General features: G+C 64.1%; 18 protein-coding genes. 13 read left to right on the forward strand and 5 right to left on the reverse strand.

Annotated elements, in window-relative coordinates:
• Positions 1-205 precede the first annotated feature (205 nt).
• Both C0Z16_RS29720 and rfbC read left to right on the forward strand, forming a co-directional pair.
• Positions 206-1201, forward strand: a complete 996-nt coding sequence (locus C0Z16_RS29720) for a GlxA family transcriptional regulator (RefSeq protein WP_102635619.1) — start codon at positions 206-208, stop codon at positions 1199-1201.
• Between the two features lie 101 nt (positions 1202-1302).
• Entirely contained in the window at positions 1303-1854 is a 552-nt protein-coding gene (gene rfbC / locus C0Z16_RS29725) for a dTDP-4-dehydrorhamnose 3,5-epimerase (protein ID WP_102635620.1), read from the forward strand.
• A 39-nt stretch (positions 1855-1893) separates the two neighbouring features.
• On the opposite strand, the gene C0Z16_RS29730 is transcribed toward rfbC, so the two are convergent.
• On the reverse strand, positions 1894-2784 hold the full coding sequence (locus tag C0Z16_RS29730; protein WP_102635621.1) for an EamA family transporter: 891 nt from the start codon (positions 2782-2784) through the stop codon (positions 1894-1896).
• Positions 2785-2883: 99 nt separating this feature from the next.
• Here C0Z16_RS29730 and C0Z16_RS29735 point away from each other — a divergent pair, with 99 nt between their 5' ends.
• Positions 2884-3786 (forward strand): LysR substrate-binding domain-containing protein, encoded by a 903-nt coding sequence (locus C0Z16_RS29735; RefSeq protein WP_102635622.1) that lies wholly within the window; start codon positions 2884-2886, stop codon positions 3784-3786.
• A gap of 220 nt (positions 3787-4006) precedes the next feature.
• Here C0Z16_RS29735 and C0Z16_RS29740 read toward each other — a convergent pair whose 3' ends face one another.
• Positions 4007-4168, reverse strand: a complete 162-nt coding sequence (locus C0Z16_RS29740; RefSeq protein ID WP_102635623.1) for a DUF1328 domain-containing protein — start codon at positions 4166-4168, stop codon at positions 4007-4009.
• 1446 nt (positions 4169-5614) lie between these two features.
• Between C0Z16_RS29740 and C0Z16_RS29745 the strand changes: the two genes are divergently transcribed.
• The 9 genes from C0Z16_RS29745 (at position 5615) to C0Z16_RS29785 (ending at position 19694) form a co-directional block, all read left to right on the forward strand.
• The gene (locus C0Z16_RS29745; RefSeq protein ID WP_407070707.1) at positions 5615-8437 is read left to right on the forward strand and encodes a polysaccharide deacetylase family protein; all 2823 of its coding nucleotides are present in this window, start codon (positions 5615-5617) and stop codon (positions 8435-8437) included.
• Positions 8427-12356 (forward strand): tetratricopeptide repeat protein, encoded by a 3930-nt coding sequence (locus C0Z16_RS29750; RefSeq protein ID WP_102635625.1) that lies wholly within the window; start codon positions 8427-8429, stop codon positions 12354-12356. The genes C0Z16_RS29745 and C0Z16_RS29750 overlap by 11 nt, the downstream gene beginning before the upstream one ends.
• Positions 12357-12432: 76 nt before the next feature.
• A complete protein-coding gene (locus tag C0Z16_RS29755; protein WP_102635626.1) occupies positions 12433-12984 on the forward strand; it encodes a penicillin-binding protein activator LpoB in 552 nt (183 codons plus the stop codon).
• Positions 12985-13072: 88 nt separating this feature from the next.
• Positions 13073-14476, forward strand: coding sequence for a PelD GGDEF domain-containing protein (locus C0Z16_RS29760; RefSeq protein WP_102635627.1), 1404 nt, complete (start codon positions 13073-13075; stop codon positions 14474-14476).
• Positions 14469-15518 (forward strand): tetratricopeptide repeat protein, encoded by a 1050-nt coding sequence (locus tag C0Z16_RS29765; protein WP_102635628.1) that lies wholly within the window; start codon positions 14469-14471, stop codon positions 15516-15518. The genes C0Z16_RS29760 and C0Z16_RS29765 overlap by 8 nt, the downstream gene beginning before the upstream one ends.
• Positions 15515-17206 (forward strand): GT4 family glycosyltransferase PelF, encoded by a 1692-nt coding sequence (gene pelF / locus C0Z16_RS29770; RefSeq protein WP_102635629.1) that lies wholly within the window; start codon positions 15515-15517, stop codon positions 17204-17206. Before C0Z16_RS29765 ends, pelF begins: the two co-directional genes overlap by 4 nt.
• Positions 17206-18579 (forward strand): exopolysaccharide Pel transporter PelG, encoded by a 1374-nt coding sequence (pelG, locus tag C0Z16_RS29775; protein WP_102635630.1) that lies wholly within the window; start codon positions 17206-17208, stop codon positions 18577-18579. Before pelF ends, pelG begins: the two co-directional genes overlap by 1 nt.
• Positions 18580-18594: 15 nt before the next feature.
• Positions 18595-19497: an endo alpha-1,4 polygalactosaminidase gene (locus tag C0Z16_RS29780; RefSeq protein WP_102635631.1), complete on the forward strand. Its 903-nt coding sequence runs from the start codon at positions 18595-18597 to the stop codon at positions 19495-19497.
• 11 nt (positions 19498-19508) lie between these two features.
• On the forward strand, positions 19509-19694 hold the full coding sequence (locus C0Z16_RS29785; RefSeq protein ID WP_407070708.1) for a hypothetical protein: 186 nt from the start codon (positions 19509-19511) through the stop codon (positions 19692-19694).
• A gap of 39 nt (positions 19695-19733) precedes the next feature.
• Here C0Z16_RS29785 and C0Z16_RS29790 read toward each other — a convergent pair whose 3' ends face one another.
• Positions 19734-20354, reverse strand: a complete 621-nt coding sequence (locus C0Z16_RS29790) for a LysE/ArgO family amino acid transporter (protein ID WP_102635632.1) — start codon at positions 20352-20354, stop codon at positions 19734-19736.
• 97 nt (positions 20355-20451) lie between these two features.
• Between C0Z16_RS29790 and C0Z16_RS29795 the strand changes: the two genes are divergently transcribed.
• Positions 20452-21345, forward strand: coding sequence for a LysR family transcriptional regulator ArgP (locus C0Z16_RS29795; RefSeq protein WP_102635633.1), 894 nt, complete (start codon positions 20452-20454; stop codon positions 21343-21345).
• Between the two features lie 5 nt (positions 21346-21350).
• Here the strand turns inward: C0Z16_RS29795 and C0Z16_RS29800 are convergent, their stop codons facing one another.
• Positions 21351-22607 carry an MFS transporter gene (locus tag C0Z16_RS29800; protein WP_102635634.1) on the reverse strand — a complete coding sequence of 419 codons (1257 nt, stop codon included), beginning with the start codon at positions 22605-22607 and terminating at the stop codon, positions 21351-21353.
• A partial coding sequence (locus tag C0Z16_RS29805; protein WP_102635635.1) for a PRC-barrel domain-containing protein occupies positions 22604-23277 on the reverse strand: 674 nt, incomplete at its 5' end. The genes C0Z16_RS29805 and C0Z16_RS29800, both read right to left, overlap by 4 nt.

Consider the following 23277-nt stretch of genomic DNA (forward strand, 5'->3'; position numbering starts at 1 on the left):
ATCAAACGAGAATCGATTTCTTCATACTTTAAACGCGCGTCTATTACAGGCGTTTTCAAATTTACTAATGGGATTCATTCGGATAACATCACGCATAATCCGTGAAGCGGCGTTTGCCGAAAGTTTGAATCGCGATTATCAATCATCGATATCGTCAGGCGGACGCGCGTCCTCGTCCAACCACGTAGACATTTTGAGGAAGACCATGTCTCACATCCACGTCGATACTGCGAGGGTCACCTGGTTGCATACGCCAACCGTCAACGTTCGTACCGCAGCGCGGCGAATCGGCGTGCTGCTGTTCGACGGTTTCTGGCTGCTCGGCCCTGGCACGGTCGTCGAAATGTTCCAGACCGCGAACGAGCTCTCGGGCGCCCGGCCAGGCGAAGAGCCGCCGTATGAAGTGCAGTTTCTGTCGCTGGACGGCGGCAGTGTGCCGAGTTCGTCGGCCGCACGGATCTGGACCGACCGCATCGACACGCGCTATGGAAGCGGCTTCGACGTTCTGTTCGTCGCCGGGGGACACGGCGCGCACGAGGCCGCCCACGACCCGCGTCTGCTCACCTGGCTGCGCTCGGTGCAAGCACGTACTCGCGCGATCGAAACCATCGGCGAAGGGCGGCTCGTGCTCGAGGCCGCCAATCCCGGCGACCCGGAAGTCTTGCAGATTGGCCGCTATGGTCGTAGCGCGACGGACGCGATACTCAGCGCGTCCAACGACCGCAACGACTGCGCCCGCAGCGCGCTGATGTTCATCAAGCGCGATCTCGGCGCCGAGCTTGCGCGCAGCGTCGCGGAGCGCGTAATGCCCGGCATGGCGGCGACGTGGGTTCCGCTGCCGGCCGAAGGCGGCACGCTCAGCGTCGCCGAGAAGATCCGCGCGGCGGCGCGCTGGATGGAAGCGAACTGCGACCGTCCTGTGTCGGTGGCCGACGCCGCCCAGGTCGCCGCCATGAGCGAGCGCAATTTTCTGCGGCGCTTCAAGAATGAAATGCACGTCACGCCGTCGGACTATCTGTTGCAGGTGCGGCTGCGCATCGCATGCAACTTCTTGACCGAAACCGAATTGCCGGTCGACAAGATCGCGCGGCGCAGCGGCACCGGCAACGGCGACCGCCTCGCGAAGATTTTCCGCAAGCGCATGGCGTTGTCGCCCACGGAATATCGCGCACGCAGCCGGCTCGCTGCGGCCGAACCCTGATAGCCAAGCGGTGCCTGGAATGGAGGCACGCCTTCAACCGTCGCCGAGCGCGCGGCGGCATCCTGTTCTTTGTTCGGGCAGTCTCTTACGGGCACAGTGGCATGGGCAACCAGGTGTTGGCAACGGCACTGCCGGAAGTGAAACTCATCGAACCCGAGGTGTTTGGCGACGAATCCGGTTTCTGTTACGAGAGCTTCAGCGCCGACGAGTTTGTCGACGACATCGCGCGCGGTTTCGACTTCGTGCAGGACCGGCATCTGCGCGCGGTGCATGGCGTACTGCGCGGGCTGCACTATCAGGTGCAGCGTCCGCAAGGGCGGCTCATGCAGGTCGTGGTGGGCGAAATATTCGACGTCGCCGTGGACGTGCGGCTCAAATCGCCGAACTTCGGCAAATGGTGCGGCTCATATTTGAGCGCGGAAAACCATCGGCAGGTGTGGGTGCCGCCGGGCTTCGCGCATGGCTTCGTGGTGCTCTCGGAGGTCGCCGAATGTCTGTGGAAGACGACCGAATACTGGTTTCCCGAACTCGAGCGTTGCATCTTGTGGAGCGACCCGGATATCGGCATTGAATGGCCGATCGCCTTCGAGCCGATCGTCGGCGCAAAAGATGCCGCAGGGCGGCGCTTGTATGAAGCGGAGAATATGGCCTAGCGGCCAATGCGCTGCCTGTCGCGTTGCCTGCTGCGTTGCCTAGCGCGCGGCCATCACCGCGCCGACACTCGCGGCAACCACCAGCAATGTCCCCACGATCTGCAAAACGCCCATCGGCTGATGCAATACGATGAAGCCTGCCACCGCGCCGATAGCGGGCTCGACGCTCATCAGGATTCCGAACGAACCTGCCGGCATATGACGCAGCGCCACCATTTCGAGCGCATACGGCAATAGCGGAACGAGTATCGCGAGGCCCGCCGTTGCCGCGAGTTGGCCTGGCGCGATGTGCAGACCGCTCTCCGCGAGGCCGAAAGGCGTGGCGATGAGCGCCGCTGCAATCAATGAAACCGACAGGCCCTCGAGTCCGACGAACAGCTTGCCGGCCTTTTTCATCAGCACGATGTAGCTGCCCCAGCCTAACGCCGCTGCCAATGCAAGCAATACGCCGAGCGGTTCGCCGATCCTGCCTGCGCGATCGCGCGAGAGCAGCACGACGCCCGCAATCGCCAGCACGGGCCACAGCAGCGCGCGTGCGCGGCGCACAGCGAGCGTCGCGACTGCCAGCGGCCCGAGAAAATCGATCGCGACGGCAAGGCCGAGCGGGATGCGTTGAAGCGCCGCAAAAAAACATAAGGTCATGCCGGCCATCGCGGCGCCGAGCGCGCCCGCGGCGACCCAATGCGCACGGGAATAAGCGAGAAGCCGCGGACGCACCAGCACCGCGAGCACCAGTGCGGCCCAGCTCAGGCGCAGCCACGTCGTGCTGAGCGAACCGTAAGCGGCCATGGTCGGGGCGGAAAGTGCAGCGCCGAATTGCACACTCGACATCGACAGCATGCACAGCAGCGCCGCCCCGGCTGCGGCGCTCGCCGGCTTCATGGTGGTGTGCGCCGGGTCGATCGCGCGCTTGATCGTCGTGTGCTGCATGGTGTCTTTTGCGGTTTATGGGGAATGGTCACGCTATCTTATCGGCTCGTGCGCTACTAAGATAAGTTGATATTTCTTATGCCGGCTTCAGGAATCGTGATGACCCGTGACATCGACAGCAGTTTGCTTCGCGCGTTTGTCACCGTTGCCGAGGCGGGCGCGGTGGGAGTGGCCGCGAGCCGCCTCGCGCGCACTCAGGCGGCGGTGAGCATGCAATTACGCCGCCTTGAAGAAGACCTCGGCCAGCGCCTGCTCGACCGCTCGCCACGCGGCGTGCAACTCACCGAAGCCGGGCATCTGCTGCTGCCCTATGCGCAAGCCATCCTCGGCGCAGGCGCGGATGCACGGCGCGCGCTGAGCGCGGGGCAAGTCTCCGGCACTGTGCGGCTCGGCATGCTCGAGGACATCGCGGTGGGCCGTTTGCCGCGTGCGTTGCGGCGCTTCTCGATTGCTTATCCGCGGGTCGCGCTGGAGATCGTCGTGGACAGTAGTGCCACATTGTCGAAGCGCCTCGCGGACGGCGGTCTCGATGTGGTCGTCGCTGATCCGGCGCTGGTGGACGCGGCGCCACTGCTCACGTGGACGCAGCCTTTGTTCTGGATTGGCGCGCGCGGCTATAACCGCGAAGCGCAGACGGCCTTGCCCGTGGTCGCGTTCGGCGGCCCGTGCTTGTGGCAGCAGAATGTGTTGACGGCGCTGCGCCGCGCGGGCATCGCGTGGCGCATCGTGTGCACGAGCACGAGCTTGCCGGCGGTGCAGTCGGCGGTTGAAGCGGGGCTCGGTGTGTCGGTATTGCTCGAAGGCAATATTCGTTCGGAGTCCATGAAGATTCTCGGTCGCGCCGATGGCCTGCCGGATGCGCCCACTGCGGACTTCGGACTCTTTATGCGCGAAGTGGTGGGCACACAGGCGGCTGCGGTGCATACGTTGCAGAGTTTTCTGTGTGAGGAACTGCATCTGGGCTTGCGCGAGAGCGAGCCTCTGCTGCCGTCGATGGACTGACGTTCATGCGGACGCAGGATGCAGAGGAACGTCGAAGGGAAACGTCGAAGGGAACCGGCGCGAAAAACTGATAGCTTGCGTAGAGCATTGCGCCTGCTGCATTGCGGGGAAACCCCAGCGGGAGCAGCAACTATTGCAATACGCCGTGGCAAGTATTGCAACGTGTCACTGGCACGCGCGCCGGGGCGGTCGTCCTCCGTTCACACAGTCAATTCGGCGATCAGCGCCGGATCACGCCCATCAGCAAGGTGACGAGGAAAATCACCACGAAGATGAAGAACAGCACCTTGGCGATCTCGGATGCGCCGGCGGCGATGCCGCCAAAGCCGAATACCGCGGCGATGATAGCGATGACGAAGAAGATTGCAGCGTATCGAAGCATGAGGCCTCCCACCGATGAATTGCTGGTTGAAAACGGCGACTCGCGCTGGCGTTGCAAGCCTGGACGAGCGATCTGCCGGCGAGCGAGATTGAGCAATAGCTGTGCCCATGCATATCGTCCACGGATCGTGTGGGATACGCGGCAGCGGCCGGCATGAGCCAGACTCGCGCAGTTGTCTCTTTTGCAACAACCATCGTCACCTGACTGCCATGCGTCAGCCATCTATCTTGCAATGAATTGCTGCCAAACCGTACCCGCCGCTGCGCCCTTGATAGCCAGGAAAAGGAATTTCCGCTGATGATAACGTTTGCGCGGGCCGATAAACCTTCGAATTACATAATCTAAGGCGCGGAAGTTATGTGAGCCGTCATAAGCTGCGCGGCTGACTTGAAAGATCGTCAGTTGGATGTAATAGCCACCCCGTCAATATGAAAGCCGCCCGAGCTTGTGGGATCATTTTTGCGAGCCTCAGCGGAAACTCACTGCGGCTGCTTGCCCAGTGCCTGGAAAATCAGACCAGAATGCGCGCAAGACGTACTGCCATCCGCGGCGTGTCGCGATCGCGAATCCAGTTTCACGATTCTCGAAGAAATAAGGTCGATCCAATAGTTAGGACTCGAGCTGCGTATGTGAAATTTTTATGAAATAACGAATGCCGGAATCCGTCCGCGATTTCTTGAGGTCGAGCCGGATAATAGGAGTGAGAGCGCATGTCCGAGGCGATTTCTCGTTAAAGCCAGTTTGACTCCGTGCCGCTGAGGGAAGCGGTGGGCCGCGACGCGCCTGGCTCGCTGCGGATAAGCCGCGTCGAAGGCCACATCGAGTCCGCCGCCGCTCGGGGGCCACACCGCGACCGCGATAATTTCCAGTTTGCACTTTATGGCACCGTATGGCGCGGAGCTAACTTTGCCCGGTTAATCTGGCGGGATCAGGTCACGAAACGGTTAAGTCGTTTCGCAAATTGTTAATTGCTGTCAAATCCAACGCGCTTCAAATGGAGTGGTTGCAGGACGTAAAACGTTTGCGGAGTCGTACTCGGCGCAGTAGCGCGCGAGTTAGTTCAGGTTTGTCCATCTTTGACCATTGTGGGTGAAAATTTCTTGCCGAGAATGCTCGTGCAATTTAAAAAAAGAGCCATTAGAATGCGCAGCCTGGACGCGAGGCGACTATTAACGGGCAGAGGGGCTCCAGCGGTATTTTTGTACGCCGCTGTAAAGGTCGACGGAGAGCGTGTCAAAAAGGGGCGGTCAATTCCGGCGGGCTGCGGTAAAACCCAAAGAAAAGCTGCGTTCAACGTGAGTCGGTAAAAGAGCAATAAACCAAGAAGAAAATCACATGCCATTGGGGATTCAAACGATAGGTGGAGCGAGGCGGGCGCTTCGCGACGCACCAGGCGGCGAGCCGGGACCGACGCGTCTCGAGCGGCGACGGGCTCAGCCGCGCCTCATGCGCATGTCGGAACGCGCTGTCCTTGCGGCGCTCGCCATCGCCTGCGCGAGTGCGAACGCTCAGTCGACGCAACCGCAACCCCGATCCGCGCCGGTGGCCGCGCAGCCGCTAGCGCACGCAGAAGCGCGCGTTGCGGAACCGCGTCCCTCGCCGTCAGTCAATCTCGCGTTTTTCGACGGCCCCAATGTGCCGGTCGATCTGTTGCAAGCCTTCGATGCCGTCGTCGTCGATCCGTCGCACGGTTTCGATCCGACCGCCCATGCGTTGCGCCATACCGTATGGCTCGCGCGCACCCATGCGGATGCCGCGGCGAGCACGCCCACTGCATTCGTCCCGAGCCAGATCGAGCCGCTGTGGCAGCGCGGTTATCGCGGCTTCCTGCTGGACACGCCGCAAGCGCTTGCATCGATCGGCGCGATCCGCGCGGTTCACCCGGACGCGCGAATCGTGGTCGGCGGCGCTGACGCGCTGACGCTCGCGACGCCGCATGCGCAAGCGCTGTATGCGGTGGTGGGTCCGTCGCTCGTCAGCGGTGCGAGCGCGAACGGTGCGGGGCAGACCGTCGTTTCCGCAGACGACCGCGCGGCGCGCGTCGCCGCTGCGCAAGCATTCATGCGGCAGACGGGCGTGCCCGTCGTGTCGATCGAATATTGCCCCGCGGATGACCGCGCGTGCGCGCGCAAGACGGCCGCGCAGGTGGTGGCGGCGGGCGTCACGCCCTACGTGACCGACGTGGCGCGCGGTGTGGTCGGCATCGGCGCAATCGAGGTGCTGCCGCGTAAGGTGCTCGTCGTCCAGGATACCAGCGGCGACCTGCTGCTCGACGAAACCCCCGGCGTGCGGGATCTGGCAATGCCGCTGAACTATCTTGGCTATGACGTGGAGTACGCGAACGTCAACGGCACGCTTCCCGACGACGTCACGCCCGACCGCTACGCCGGCGTCGTTGCATGGCTGCAGGGCAGCAGCACGCAGGACAGCGCTGTGTGGCGCAGGTGGGTCGATGCGCGCGTCGCCTCGCACATTCCCGTCGCATTTCTTGGCCAGTTCGGTTTCGACGCGGCCGAGGACGAAGGACGCGCGCTCGATCTGCAAGCAGTGCCGGGTCCGTTCAGCGACAAAGTGGACGTCGTCTCGCGCGATCCGATGATCGGCTTCGAGATCGATCCAAAGCTCGGCCCGCGCGATCTGACGGGCGTTCAGGTGGGCGCTGCGAGCCGGCCGCTGCTACGCGTGAAGAGCGGTCAGGCGACGGTGGACCCGGTCGCGATCACGCCATGGGGCGGCTTTGCGATGAGCCCGTACACGGTCGTGTCGCTCAACGGCATCGACCAGGAACGCTGGGCCATTCAGCCGATCTCCTTCCTTGCCGCTGCATTGCGTCTACAGCAGATGCCGTCGCCGAGCGTTACCACGGAGAACGGGCGGCGCCTCTTCATGTCGCACGTCGACGGAGACGGTTTCGCGTCGCGTGCCGAATTTCCCGGCGCAGACTATTCGGGCGAAGCGCTGTATCAGCAGATTTTTACGCGCTACAAGGTGCCGATGACGCTCTCGGTCATCGAGGGCGAAGTGGGTCCGACGGGTCTCTACCCGAAAATCTCGCCGCGTCTTGAGGAGATCGCGCGCAAGATGTTCGCGCTGCCTTACGTCGCAATCGGCACCCATACATACTCGCATCCGTTTGACTGGGGCAGTGTGGACGCGAAGACCGGCCAGCGTGTGGACCGCGGCGGCGGCGACACCGCGTTTTCGCTGGAGATTCCGGACTACACGTTCGACATCGACCGCGAGGTGACGGGCTCCATCGATTACATCAACACGCGCCTTGCGCCTCCCGGCAAAAAGACGACCATCCTGCAATGGCCGGGCAACTGCAAGCCGCCCGCGCTGGTGGTGCGCAAGGTCTATGCGGCGGGCGTCGCGAACGTGAACGGGGGCGATACCGTCATCACGAAGAGCGCGAGCAGCTGGACCAACATCGCACCGATCGGCGTCGACAAGGGGCCGGGTGCGTACCAGGTCTATGCGCCTAATCAGGACGAGAACGTCTACACGAACGACTGGCTGGGCCCGTTCTACGGCTTCACGCGCGTGCTCGAAACCTTCGACATGACGGACAAGCCGCTGCGCTTCAAGCCTATCGACCTGTACTACCACATGTACAGCGGCACGAAGGTCGCCTCGCTGCGCGCGCTCGACCAGATTTTCACCGCGGTGCTCAGGCAATCGGTGCTGCCGGTGCAGATGACCGACTACACGCAGAAGGTGCTCGACTGGCGCTCGTTCGCGGTCGCGCGCGCCGTGCGTGGCGACGTCGACGCGAATCCGGATGCCAATGCGCCCAAGCGCGCGGACGGCGACTGGATCGTGCGCGGCAACGGCGAAGTGCGCGAGTTGCACTGGCCGCTGTCGACGGCACCGGATCTGCACGCGTCGGCCGGTGTCACCGGCTATTCGTCCGGCCCGGACGGCACTTATATCCACATCGCGGACGGCGCCGCGCGCGTGTCGTTCAACCGTGCCGATGTCCGCGATACCCCCACCGGAGCGCTTTCGAAGGCGAGCGCATTGCCCTACATCGCCGAAGCCAACGGCTTCGTGCGCAACTTCAGGCGCGACGCAAACGGCATGTCGTTCGAATTCGGCGGCTACTACCAGCCGTTCGTCAGGCTCGCCCACGCTGGGAGCTGCAGCGTGAGCGTCGCGGGACGTCCCGTCGCTACCCATCGCGACGGTGCTGGCTTGCGCTTCGATACGCCGGCCTCCCCCGGTCTTCAGGTGAACTATCAGCCCGTCGAGATTTCCTGTGAGCGCTAAACGTCCCCGTATCGCTCCGACCTGGCTCGTCTGTCTGCTGGCGGGCGTCGTGCTGCTGACGATATACGGTGTGTCGCCGCGCGGCGGCTTGCATCAGCGCGTGGCGTCGGTCGGCGCGCCCAGCGAGCTGAGCATCGCGTATCTCGAAGCATGGTCAAAGGGACGGCCCGATAACGAGGAGTTCCTGTCCTTGCTCGGTGCGCAGTATTCGTATCTGGGGCGCACCGCGGATACCGAGCGGATCGCCGCGCGCATGGATGCGCTTGGCACCGACGACATGCGTCGCAGCGCGACGATGCTGCGTCTTTCGGTGGCCGAGCAACGCACGTTTGCGATTGCCGAAGACGATCCGCGCCGCGCCCGCGAGCTGAGCGACCTGCGCGTGCATTTGCAGGAAGCAGCAAAGCTGCAGTGGGCGCCGAAGGACCTCGAATGGCTCGCGCAGCGCGCCGCTGGCGTCGGCTTACCCGATCTCGCGATGCAGCTTTACGCACGGCTGTCGGCTAACGATCCCGACGGTCGCATGAAGTGGGACACACAGATCACGCGTTACGCGCTGCAAGTGGGCGACTATCGTGCGGCTGCCGATGCCTGGTTCCGTCAGCAAGCGGTGGCACGCACGCGCGACGAGCAGCGCCGTTGTTTCGTGGCCGGCCTGCACGCGTTGCAATCGGGCAATCTGCTGGATGAAGCGCTTGCTGCGGCGGACGCGCGTGGCGGCAAGCTCACTGACGATCCGGCGACGCTGGTAGTGCTGCTGAATCTCGCGCGCGCGGCGAATCGTCCGCAAGCCGTTGATCGCTACGCGAAGATGCTGGCGCGCTATGCGTCGAACGAATTGCGTGAGTGGCAGCGGGGAACGGCGCCGCAGCAGCAGCGCGCGCAATACGCATATATGGACGGACCCGTCGCGCGGCATGGCGGCTTCGTGCTTGCGAGTTTGCGCGAGGCGATGCGCGGCGACGCGCAAAAGCCGGGCAGGGCGCACGTCGTTCGCGTCGGGACCGCAGCGACCGCAGCGACCGCAGCGACCGCAGCGACTACGACAACCCCCGACTCCGGCATCGCAAGCACCGTATTCCAGGCGTTCGTCGAATCCGGCGACCTCCCGAGTGCACAAAAAATCGCCGCGCAACAGGTGCAGCGCGACCCGCGCTCGGCACTGTGGGTCAAGCGTCTCGCTCAGGTAGCCGAATGGAACCGCGACCCCTCGCTCGCGCTGAAATCGTGGCTCGAATATGCGCAGGTATCCAACGATCCCGTCGGCTGGCAGAACGTGCTGCGTATCGCGCCAATGCTGAACGACGACGAAGCGTATCTCGTCGCGCTGGTTCACCAGGCGCGCGCAACGCCTGGCGACATGAAGCTTGTTGACAGCGTTACCGCCACGTACGAACGCCTCGGTCGCCCCGACGACGGTCTAGCGTTCCTGCGTTCGCTGCCGCGGGGCGCGAATGGCGACGCAATCGATCAACGCATCGGCGGGCTGGCGGAACGCGCGGGCCACGACGAAGAGGCGCTTGCGACCTACCGTGCAGTGCAGGCGCGTCATCCGAACGACGCCACGGCCGCGCTGCGCACCGCGAGCGTGCTGTATCGCCAGGGCGACTATCGGGCATCGCTTGCCGCGCTGGCCGCCGCGCGCGCGGGCGCAAAAGACAACGACGAAGTTTTTTGGCGCAACTACGCCGAACTGGCCCGACTGGTGCAACGCGACGACGAGGCGAACGAAGCGTATCGTCATCTGCTCGCGAGCGGCGTGGCGACGCGCGAGGACCTCGGCGAAATGACGGACTTCTACGATCCGTATCCGATCGACGCCGGCCGCATCGCCGAATTGCGCTTTCATCGCGAACACACGGCGCGTGCATTGCGCGACGCGATCTACTACTACCTGGACGCCCAGGCGTTGGACCGCATTGCGGCGCTGCTCGCGAATCTGACGCCGGACGAGCGCAAGACCGCAGAGGCCTCGCCCGCATTGCTCGGCGTGCGCGCTGAATACTATCGCCTGATGGGCGAGCCGCAAAACGCGCTTGCCGATCTGAAGGGGGCGGTCGATCTGCCTGGCGCGGGCTCGGACGTGAGCGCCGCCTATCTGTGGACGCTCGTCGACTACGGCAGCGACGCCGACCTTCGCGCCGCGCTCAAGCGCTGGCGCGGCAGCGCTGCTCAAAGCTCGGCCTTGTGGGGGCCGTTCGCCGCAGCCGAAATGCGCCTGAACCGGCCCGTCGCCGCGCTCGAATATCTGCGCCGCCAGACGGGCATGATGTCGCGCGATCCGCTGTGGCTGCTGACCTATGCCGACGCACAGGAACAGTCTGGTCATGCGGGACTCGCGTGGATGATCCGCAAGAAGGTGTGGCTGCAATTGCAGGACGAACAGGTGAAACTCGCAAAGCTTCACGGCGCACAACGCGCGTCGATGCGCGGCCGCACCGCACAGGATGCCGAAACGGCAACCGATCTGCGCGGGCGGCGCGTGACCTTGTCGACGGAATTTGCAACTGGCGACGTCTCCGCCGCGTTGCTCGACGACCTGATGGCGACCCATGCGACGCCCGCCGACGTCGCGCAAATGCGCCGCACTCTGATCGGCAACGTGAAGGGTCTGCCCGGCGGCGCGCCGATGCAAGGCGCCGATCTGCCGCAAAACGCGCAAGTGCGGGGCGCGGTCGCGAAAGACGTCGCAATTGCATGGGCGCTGTCGCACGAAAGCAATCCGCTTGCGAAGCGCTGGCTCGCGCAGCAGTATGCCGAACGCCTGTCGCGTCCCGCCGACGCGCGGCTCACGATCGCCCTTGCCGGGAACGACGTCGGCGAGATGGAGCGCCTGCTGGAACAGGAACGCTCGCGCTTGCCGATCTACGACCGCATCGACGCGACGATCGCCGTCGATCATCCTGATCGCGCGCAGCAGCTTGCGTTCGACGCCCTCGGCGGCGCGCCCGAAGACACCGAACTGCATACGCGGGTCACGGAGACGACGCTCGACTGGCCGCAATCGATCGACGCGAATGTCACGAGCTACGTCGAGCATCCGCTCGATTACGTCGAGGCAACGCTCGCCGGCAGCCGCAAGGTCGCCGAGCGTTATCTCGTCGGCGTGACGTCGGTCCAGCATTTCCAGCATTCGACCGACATCACGCAGCTCGTCAACGTACCTTCGGTGGACCGTTGGCTCAACATCTACGGGGAGCGGCGCACGCGCGACACGTCGTTCACGATCACGGGCGGCCGGCGCATTGCATCCAGCTCGTTCTACACGCTCGATCTGGCGGGCGAGATAGGCCGCAACTCGGCCCTCACGCTCGGTCTCCGCGCGGGCCGCAATCAGGTCGCCGACGAAACCCAGGCGCTGCTGGTCGGCGGCATGAAGGACAACCTGATCGGCGACTTCACGTATCGCATGACGCAGCACATCACGTTCACGGGCAGTGTGGAGGCGGACCGTTTCTATAGCCAGGCGCGCAGCTATATGGGAAGCGGCGTCTTGTCGACGGGCGAAGTGAGTTACCGGATCCGCACGCAGTACCCGGATTACACGCTGCGCGCGCTCATTACGCACGGCGGCTATGGTGCGAGCGGCCAGGCCGATGGGCTGATTTCGCGTCTGTTGCCGGTTGCGCTGCAACCGGCAACGCCGCGCGACTTCATGCCCGACACCTACACGCAATACGGCCTCTTCTTCGGCGCGGGGAACGATCTGCTCGAACAGTACACGCACCGCTGGCGGCCTTTCTTCGACGTCGGCCTGCTGCACGATTCGATACAAGGCTGGGGGCCGCAATTCAACGTGGGCATCGCGGGCACCGTGTTCGGCGGCGATCACGTGGCCTTGTTCCTGCAACACCAGCGCGTGTCGAAGATCGGCACCCCCGTCACGGTGTTGGGCGCACGCTATAGCTGGTACTACTGATTACCGATTCTGTTCTATTGACACCGCGGGCGTATCGCGTCTGCGACGAATAACGACATTACTGAGGAGTGGTTCGATGAACAAGATGAAAAGAGGGTCCGGCCTCGTCAAATGGTCCGCGATGGTAGCGGCGTCGGCACTCGTGCTGGGCGCGTGCGGTTCGATCCGTCAAACGGGTTCGCCGGCGCTCGGCCTAAAGGACCCGGTTGCGGTCATGTCGATGGCGAACTTCACCGAAACTCCGGCGGCAGGCAGCAGCGCGGCTGCGATCGCGGCGAATACGCTGCGTGCGAACGGCCTGACGGACGTGCGGATCGCCCCCGTCGATGCATCGGCGAACGCGATGTTCGATACCGCGCAGCGTGAGCTCGGCGAGAAAAAGCTCGCCTGGGCGCGTGAGCAGCACGTGAAATACGTGCTAACCGGCGCGGTGGAAGAGTGGCGCTACAAGGTGGGTGTGGACGGCGAGCCGGTGGCGGGCGTCACCTTCGAACTGATCGACGTCGCGTCGGGCCAGATCGTGTGGAGCGCCACGGGTTCGAAGAGCGGCTGGGCGCGCTCGAGTCTTGCAAGCGTTGCTTCCTCGTTGATCGGCAGTCTCTTGTCGCCGCTGCGCTCTCGTGGTTGATGAGCGCGTTGCGCCACGTCTTGCATGACGTTCCGCGTCGCGCAAGCATGCTGTCATTCGTATCTCGAGATGTCATGAGGAGTCGGCTGTGAATACCGTCACCGCGCAATCCGCCGCTAGTGCGGCGAAGCCGCGCCATTCGAATCCGCTCGGCAATCTGAGCGCGTTGCGGCGCTTCGTTGCTCCCGCGGTGGCGCGGCCGTTTTCCATCGTCGAGACGGTTGCATTCGTTGCCGCGGTCGGCGCGTTGAGCTGGGCGCTCGACCGCAACGATCCGTTTCTGCTGCATGCCGGTTTTCCGTGGCTATGGTTCGCGCCGCTGATCGTCGCACTGCGCTACGGCACGCTGCTCGGGCTGCTCGCCGACGCAATGCTGATCGGCGCATGGCAGGTGCTGATGCGCGGCAGCGCCGACGCATGGCCGACGCTATTCTTCACCGGCGGCCTGTTGCAGACCATCGTTGCGGGTCACTTCGGCGATACGTGGGGCAACCGGGCGCAACGGGCAAACGCGTTGAACGACTACCTGAACGACCGGCTCGTCGCGATCACGAATAGCCATTATTTGATGCGTCTGTCGCACGAGCGGCTCGAAAAAGATCTGTTGTCGAAGCCGACGACACTGCGCGATTCGATCACCGAACTTCGCCGTCTGTCGGTCGCGCATGGGCTCGATAGTGCGCCGGCCCTGCCGTCCCACACTCTGCCGGGCGCCCATGCGCTGCTCGAATTCGTCGCGCAGGCGTGTCAGATCGAAGTCGCCGCGCTGTACCCCGTGCACGGCGGCAAGCTCGCGCGTGAAGCGCTCGCTCGCATCGGCGATGCGTTCGACCTCGAGCCGCGCGACGAGCTCGTCGCACGGGCGCTCGAAACGCAAGCGGTAGCACATCTGAAGAGCGGCGAGCACCCTTTCACGAACACGGGCCTGCTCGTGTGCGCGCCGATGATCTCGGCGGACGGGCGGCTCATCGCCGTTCTGGCGATCAAGCGGATGCCGTTCCTGTCGCTGAACTTCGACAACCTGCAATTGCTGCTGGTCCTGCTCGGCTATTACGCCGACGGCGTCGAACACTCGCAGCAGGTGCGAGCGATATTGCAGACGGTGCCTGACTGCCCGTACGAATTCGCGCTCGACGTGAGCCGCCTCACGCGCCTCGAGCACACCGCGGGTATTACTTCGTCGCTCGCCGCGCTGGTGTTTCCGCACGACGACGAAGGCGACTCGTTCTTCGAACATGTGATGCGCCGCCGCCGTGCGCTCGATCTGATGTGGCCGGTCAAGGCTGCGGGGCAGTCGGTGCTGATCAACCTGATGCCCGCAACCGATGCCACCGGCGTGGACGGTTATCTCGCGCGGATCGAAGCAAGCCTGCGCGCGCAGTTCAATCTCGATCTGGAAGGTGCGCGCATCGGCGTGCATACGCTGCATCTGGGCGGCGAACCGGGCCCGGCGTTGAAGCGTCTTCTCGTGCGCAGCGGCCTCGATGTCTGAAACCATGCACCCCCAATCCATCGGCCGCGCGTTGAGCGCGCCTCGCGCCGTGACTGCTTTCGTCGGCATAGCGCTCGTCCCGCTCGTGCAATGTGTTGTTATCTGGCGCATCGCGAACCGGCCGGCGGCATTCGACCCGCTGTTGCCCGTCGTCGCGATCAATCTGATCGGCGGTGTACTTCAGGCGCTGCTGTTTCGCATGCTGTTGCCGTTGCGCTACCGCGAGCCGCGCGGCTGGAGCTTGCTTCTGCTGTGGCTCGGATGCGCGTTCGTGCCGCTATTCGGCGGGCTTGTCGTGCTCGTGAGCTGCGTCTGGGCCGCTTGCTACCCGCGTTCGCATAGCGGCGAAGAACTGGACGATGTGCCGGCGCCCGAATTCGTCACGCATCTTATGTCGCGTGTTTCCCACGGCGGGGGCGCACGCTTGCAGGCGCGCATCGTCAATACCCAGGTGAACGCGTCGGATCGTCTGTCGGCGCTCGTCGCGATTCAAAGCATGCCGACGCGGACCACGGGCACGCTGTTGCGCGAGCTCCTTGCGGACCCGGTGGAAGACGTGCGCCTGATCGCGTACGGCACGCTGGATCAAGCGGAAAACGAAGTGACGCAGCGCATTTTCCAGACCGGGCAAAGTCTCGAGGCGGCTACTACCGACGCGCAGCGTCACGCGATCAATCGTCAGCTTGCCGAGCTGTACTTCGAGCTCATCTATCAGAACCTGGTGCAAGGCGCCGTCTACCGGCACACGCTCCAACAAGCCGATCGTCACGCACGCGCGGCGCTCGAGATCGACGACGGCGACGCCGCACTGTGGATGATACGCGGCCGCCTCGCGCTCGCGAACGGCACCGCGGACGATGCGGCCGACTGCATGGCGCGTGCCCAGGCGCTGGGCTTTCCGCGCGAGCGTCTGGTGCCGTGGCTTGCCGAAGTGGAATTCCTGCGCGGCGACTTTGCCCGCGTATCCGAGCTGCTGGCGTCGCTCGGCAATGCCGCGACGCTGCCGATGCTCAAACCTGTCGCGCGTTACTGGTCAACATGAAACCCTCACTGCTGCGCCGCGCCGCCCACGCCGATGTCTGCCTGCTGCTCGAAGGCACGTTCCCGTATGTGCGCGGCGGCGTGTCGAGCTGGGTCAACGACATGATTCGCTCGTATCCAGACCTGCGATTTTCCATTGTGTTCGTTGGCAGCCGCGAAGAAGACTACGAAGGCGCGGCGTATGCGCTGCCGGATAACGTGGTCCATTTCGAAGCCCACTACCTGTACGAAGCGGCGCATGCCGATAAAGACGCGTCGCGGGAAATTCCCGGCGATGCGCTGGCATTTGCGCGCTCGGCCGCATTGCACGACGCATGGCGCAACCGCGGCAGTTCGGATCCGGTCTCGGACCCCGGCGCGCTGATGGCCGACATGGTGCAACTGATCGGCGACAACGGGCCGCTCAACGAGGAGCAGTTTCTGTCGAGCCGCGCCGCGTGGGACTTTATCGTCGACCAGTACGATCGGTATTGCACGGACCCGTCGTTTACCGATTACTTCTGGACCGTGCGCATCATGCACAAGCCGTTGTGGCAGCTTGCGCGCGTCGCGGAGCAATTGCCGCCGGCGAAGGTGTATCACACCGTGTCGACGGGCTACGCGGGTTTTCTCGGCGCACTGCTGCATTATCGGAGTGGGCGGCCGTTGCTCGTGTCGGAACACGGCATCTATACGAAGGAACGCAAGATCGATCTGCTGCAAAGCCAGTGGATACGCGACAACCGCGGGGCTTTCGAGCGCGACATCTCGAAGATCAGTTACTTCCGCGAACTGTGGGTGCGCTTCTTCGAGGCGCTTGGCAAGCTCGCCTACGACGCCGCCGACGACATCGTCGCGCTCTACGAGACCAATCGCCAACGGCAGATCGCAGACGGCGCGCTGGCTTCGCGCACGCGCAACATTCCGAACGGCGTGGACGTCGACGCACTGGCGCCGCTCGTTGAAAAACGCGTTGCGCGGCCGCGCAACGTGGTCGCGCTGATTGGCCGCGTGGTACCGATCAAGGACATCAAGACCTTCATCCGCGCGCTGTTTATCGCGTCGCGAACAATGCCCGATATCGAAGGCTGGATCGTCGGACCGGAGGAAGAAGACCCGGCCTATGCGCTCGAGTGCCGCGCGCTGGTGCAAAGTCTCGGGCTCGCGAAGAACGTGAAGTTTCTCGGTTTCCGGCGCATCGATGAAGTCCTGCCGCAAGTGGACGTGATCGCGCTGACGTCGATCAGCGAGGCGTTGCCGCTCGTCGTGCTGGAAGGCTTCGCGGCTGGCGTGCCGTCGATCACCACGGACGTGGGCTCGTGCCGTCAACTGATCGACGGCTACGGCGACGAAGACCGCGCACTGGGCTCGGCGGGCAGCGTCGTGCCCATCGCGAACCCGGCAGCGTTCGCGCAGGCCGTGCTCGATCTGCTCGGCGACGAACCGCGCTGGCTCGCGGCGCAACAGGCAGGCCTTGCACGCGTGCGGCGTTTTTATATGAAGAAGCACATGGTCGATGAATACCGCGTGTTGTATGAACGCCTGACGGCTGCGCCCACGCGTGACGGTCGCGAGAGCGGCGGCGGCGCGGCCGACGCGCGCGGCGGCTGTCCGATGCATCACGGGGCGCTCGCCGGGGCCAGGCATGAAACCGCAGATGCCGCCGCGCCAAACGGCAGCCCGCGGATCCAACCGCAAGAGGTGCGCTGATGGCCGGCATCGGTTTCGAGCTCCGCAAGATACTCAAGCACCAGACGCTGTTCGGCGTCGCGCGCGCCTATGCGTACGCGGGGCTGATCAGCTCCGGGCCGCTCATTCTGTCTATCTTCGGTATCCTGATCATTGGTCTGTTGAGCCTCGCGTTCGTGATCCCGAAGTACGCGATCGTGCAGTTTCAGGTGTCGGTGACCTACCTGGTCGCGTGCAGCCTGATCCTGACCGGGCCGCTGCAACTGTCCTTCACGCGCTTCATCTCCGACCGTCTGTTCGAGAAACGCGACGACCTCGTGCTGTCGAACTACAACGGCGTCGTGCTGATCTCGACGGCGGCCTCGGGCGTGCTCGGCGTGATCGCGGTCGCGTTTGGCTTTCGCGGCGAGCCACTGATCTACCGGCTGCTGATGGTGGCGGGCTTTGTCGTCATCAGCAATATCTGGATCGCGGTGATCTTTCTGTCGAGCGTCAAGCAGTATCGGCAGATTCTCTATGTATTCGCGCTCGGCTACGGCTGTACCGTCGCGTTCGCGCTGATGCTCAACCGCCATGGGTTATCGGGCCTGCTCGGCGGCTTCGTGGCGGGTCATATCGTGCTGCTCGCCGGCCTGTCCGGACTTATTTATCGCAACTATCGCAGCGAGCGCTTCATCTCGTTCGAGGTGCTGCAAAAGCGCTTTGCGTATCCAAGTCTCGCGCTCGTCGGGCTGCTGTTCAACCTGGGCGTGTGGATCGACAAGTTCATGTTCTGGTACGCGCCGGGCACGGGCGCGCGCGTAATCGGTCCGCTGCACGCGTCGGTGATCTACGATATTCCCGTGTTCATTGCGTACGTATGCGTGATGCCAGGCATGGCGACCTTCCTCGTGCGGATCGAGGCGGACTTCGTCGAGTATTACGACCGCTTCTATGACGCGGTGCGCAGCGGCGCTACGCTGCGCCATATCAACGACATGCGCGACATGATGGTCGGCAGTGTGCGGGCAGGGCTGTACGAGATCGTGAAGGTCCAGGCGGTCGTGCTGCTGTTGATTCTCGCGTTCGGGCACCTCGTGCTCGAAGCGCTGGGAATTTCGACCCTGTATTTGCCGCTGCTGATCGTGGACGTCATTTCAGCCAGCTTGCAAGTGTTGCTGCTCGGGTTGCTTAATGTGTTCTTCTATCTCGACGCACGCCGTGCCGTGCTCAAACTCACGGCGGCTTTCGTCACGCTGAATGGTCTGTTCACGGGCATCACGCTGTGGCTCGGGCCGGATCTATACGGCTATGGTTTCACGCTGGCGCTGCTACTGGTAGTGATCGCCGCGGTGACACTGCTCGATCGAAAATTCTTGTCGCTCGAGTACGAGACGTACATGCTGCGCAACTAGGCGGGAGAATTGCGAATGAGTATCGAGCGACGTCAGCGCTGTGACATGTGTGCGTTCTATCGGCGCTTGGTGGGCGCGGCGCGTCTCGTGATCGTGGGCCTGCTGTCGTCGATCGCGCATGAACGCGCGTGGGCCGACGCGGGAGGTGCGCCATCCATTGCGCTCTATTACGGCACGCAGCCGCCGGTTAGCCAGTTACGCAACTTCGACGTCGCGGTGGTCGAACCGGACAGCGGCTTCGAGCCGCTCAGGCACAAAAGCCCGCGCACCGCATGGTTCGCCTATGTGAGCGTGGGAGAAGTGGAGCCTCAACGGCCGTATTACGCTGCCATCCCGAAAGCCTGGCAACTGGGCGACAACGCGGTGTGGGGCGCGAAGGTGATCGATCAGGACGCGGCGGACTGGCCCGCGTTCTACGTCGAGCATGTGATCGCTCCGCTGTGGAAGAGGGGTTACCGCGGCTTTTTCCTCGACACGCTCGATTCCTACCAGCTCGTTGCAAAAACGGACGCGGCGAGGACGCGGCAGGAGCGTGGTCTGGTTGCCGTCGTCCGCGCGATCAAGACGCGCTTTCCGGGTGCGCGGCTGATTTTCAATCGTGGGTTCGAGATACTGCCGCAGGTTCACTCGCTGGTGTACGTGGTTGCATTCGAATCGCTGTACCGCGGCTGGGACCAGGCGGGGCAGCGCTACACCGAGATCGTGCAGGCCGACCGCGATTGGCTGCTGGGGCAGGCGAATACGATTCGCGAACGATACCGGCTGCCGGTACTCGCAATCGACTACTGCGCGCCCGCCGACGGCGTCTGCTCGGCCGATACGGTCAGTAAGATCAGCGCCGCGGGCATCGTTCCTTATGTCACGGACGGCGGCCTGCAGACAGTCGGTGCGGGGCCGGTGCGTGCGGGAGAACAGTGATCGAGCGTCGCGTGCGAATCATCGCCGAAGCGTTTCATCCAGCGGCGGGTGGCGTCTTTCGCTCAGCGAGCGCGGCGGAGCTTGCGCCGCAATTGCGCGCTTATCGCGGCCATCGGATCTATCTGTTCGACGGTCCGCACTATGTGTCCACTCGGCTCGTGCAAGAGTTGCTGGGCCTGGAACAACCGCCAGGCTAGCGCAGCTCGCTGCGCCTCACCAAACACGTTGCGCCTGATTCAACGCAACTGCGTCACGGCCAGCAACAGCACCATGCCGCCAATGGCGCCATCCAGCACGCGCCACGCGCTTGCCCGGCGAAACAGCGGCGCAAGAGCGCGCGCACCATAACCCAGCCCGATAAACCAGATGCAACTGGCGGCCATCGCGCCGATGGCGAACGCGCGCCGCGCGCCGTCCGGTTCCCGTGCGCCTGCCGTGCCGATCAGCAGGAATGTGTCGAGATACACGTGCGGGTTGAGCCACGTGAAGGCGAGCGTCATCAGGACGATCGGCATGGCGCGTTGCGCGGGTGGGGCCACGGTGTTCGCATCCGCATCCATCACCGCATGTGCGGGCCGCACCGCGCGCCGCAACGCGTTGATGCCGAACCATGCGAGATAGGCGAGCCCGACGTACAGCATGACGTGGACGAACACCGGATAACGCTCGACCAGCACCGCTGCGCCGCCGACGCCCGCACCGATCAGAATGCAGTCCGACAGCGCACAGAGTGCGACGATCTTGCCGACATGCGAGCGCATGATGCCTTGCCGGAGCACGAAGGCGTTTTGCGCGCCGATGGTCACGATCAGCGACGCGCACAGCGCCGCGCCATGAGAAAAAGACAGCCAGTTCATAATCGATCCAGTAGACGGGAGAGGCGAACACGGCTAGTCTGCGCATTTGCGTCTCATAAGAGAAGCTAATTTATCTAACGCTCATTAAGGAGCGCTAATGCTCGACTATGCGTTGCTCGACGCGCTTGCCGCCGTCGTACGTCACGGCTCGTTCGACCGCGCGGCCAGCGAACTGAGCGTGACGCCGTCAGCCGTGTCGCAGCGAGTCAAGCTGCTCGAAGAGCGGGTGGGCAGCGTGCTCGTCAAGCGCGGCCAGCCTTGTGTCGCGACGACCTCGGGCGCGTTGCTGTGCCGTCATACCGAACGCGTGCAACTGCTGGAAGCGGAATTGACCGGACGCGTGCCGGCATTGCCGGGCGGACTCGTCGAATCGTGGCCGACGCTGCGCGTGGCGGTCAACGACGACAGCGTCGGCACGTGGTTCATCGATGCGGTCGCGCCGTTTTGCGCCGAACGTCAAATGCTGCTGGATCTGGTGATCGACGATCAGGATCACACCGCGCAGCGGATTCGCGACGGCAGCGTGCAGGGCGCGGTGACGACGCAAGCCGAGCCGGTACAAGGCTGCCGCTCGACGCGTCTTGGGCGCATGCGTTATCTCGCGGTTTGCTCGCCGGCGTTTCTCGCGCGTCATTTCGCGGACGGGGTCACGCGCGACAGTTTGCGGGGCACGCCCTGCGTGGATTTCAATCCGAAGGACCAGTTGCAAAAGCGCTTCATGCGCCGCATCACGCGAGCGGAAGTCGATCCGCCTTTGCACTGGATTCCGCACGTCGCCGGATTTTTGCGCGCTTGTGTGACGGGCCTCGGCTGGGGCATGTGCCCTGAGCGCATGATCGCGGCGCACCTGGCGAGTGGTGAACTCGTGGAGATGGCGCCGGGCAAGCATATCGACGTCGATCTCTACTGGCAGAGCTGGCGTTTGTCGATTGGCTGGCTGGACGATTTCAGCGCGGTGCTGCGTACGCGCGCGGCTGAGTTTCTCGATTAAGTCCCCTACCTGACCGCCGACCCACCGCCATCCGCCACCTCCGCGCCATCCTCGGCCGCGGCCGCGTCGCGCGTCTCGGGCATCGCCGCCCACACCAGCAAAACAGCCAGCGCCCCCGCGGCAGCGAGCCCAAAGAACGCCACCGCATTGCCGAAATGATCGGCGGCAAAACCGGCCACCGTCGTGCTCAGCGTGGCCCCGATACCGGCCGCCAGTCCGAACAATCCGATGCACAGGTTGTAGCGCCCCTTGCCGCCGGCGACATCCGCGGCAATCAGAGGCAGCATCACGCCGAACACGGCCGCGCTCAGACCGTCGAGCATTTGCACCGGCACGAGCAGGTAAGGGCTGCTGATTCCGGCGAACAGCAGCGCGCGAATCGGCAACGCCGAAAAGCCGAGCAGCAGGATCGGCCGGCGTCCCCAGCGCTCGGCGGAACGGCCGACCCACGGCGACATCATCGCGACAATGGCTTGCGGCACGATGATGCACGCCGCGATCACCAGCTGCACGTTGTCGCCCATGCCGGCAGTCACTTCACCTGCGGCAAGGTTCAGCATCGCCGCGTTCGACAAATGGAACAACACGATGCACGCGGCGAACAGCAGCATGCGCCTGTCGCGCAGCAATTCGCGCAGACTTTCGCGCCGCTCGATCTGCTCCGGCGTCGGCGCGGCCTTCGGCAACTGGACCGTATCGGTGCGCTGGATCATCGTCAACGCGAAGAGCGCGGGCACGGCGAGCCCCGCGGTCAGCCAGAACACGGCGCGCGGCGAATAGTATTCACCGAATACGCCCATCAGCCCGGCTGCCACAGCGCTGCCAATCGACGCCCAACGCGCATTGCGTCCGAGCCGGTCGCCGAGATTCGCGCGTCCGACCAGCGCAAAGGAGATCGCGGCGAGCGCCGGCGTCAGCATGCAGCTGGCGAAGCCGTGGAAAACCTCGGCGGCGATCACCGGCAGCACCGTCGGACTCGCGGCCAGCAAGACCGCGCTCAGAATGATCGCGATGATCGCCCACGCGGCCGCGCCTTTCTTGTTGCGCAATGCGTCGACGGCGGCGCCGCCCGGCACCTGGCTCACCATCGCGCTGATCGTCCCCACCGATAGCGCCATGCCGATCTCGCCCTGGGTCCACTTATGCGACGCGAGGTACGACGCGATGAACGGCCCAAAACCCGTCTGCACATTCGCAACGAAGAAGTTCAGCCAATCGAGCGCGCGGAGGCTGCGTGCCGTAACCAGAGTGCGGCCTGTCATCGGACCGCCCGTGCGTTGGAACCCGTCGTGGCAGTCGCCGCGGAGGCTGGCGCCGCAGCGGCGGCGGGAGCAGGGCCAGGGGCGGGAGGCGCGGGCGGCGCCGGCGAGACAGCCCGGATCGGCTTGTCGTTCGCGTAGGGCGGTGTCGCGTTGATCTGCGCATCGCTCAGATCGATTTGCGGATGCAGTTCCTTGTCTTTCGCGACGAAGCGCAGCGCCGACCAGTTCGCCGCAATCGTGCGCCGCTCCGTGCTCACCATCCCGTTGACGTCGAGCACCACCGCTTGCGGCTGCGCATTGGCGTCGATCAGCACGTCGATCACGCGGCCGACCTTTGCGCCGTTCGAACGCTCGACGGTTGCGTCGATCAACGGCAATTGCATCGCGGCATTCGACTTTGCGGGGTTCACCGGCGTCGCCGACGGGTTCAGCGTGATCGGCGCGGCCCTCGCGGCCGGCGTAAAGCGGAACGCATTCCACGCGAAATTGACCTTGCGATCGCCGACACCCAGAAAGCCTTGCAGATTGACGACGACTTCACGCGGCTTGCCGCTCGCGTCCGCGATCATGTCGACCGCGCGTCCGACCACTTTGCCGTCGGGCTTCTGCACTTCGCTATCGAGCAGCGTATGCGCGTCGTTGCGCTCGATGGTGCGCCTGTCTCTTATAC

Origin of the sequence: Paraburkholderia rhynchosiae (genome assembly GCF_002879865.1) — a bacterium.
Lineage (GTDB): Bacteria > Pseudomonadota > Gammaproteobacteria > Burkholderiales > Burkholderiaceae > Paraburkholderia > Paraburkholderia rhynchosiae.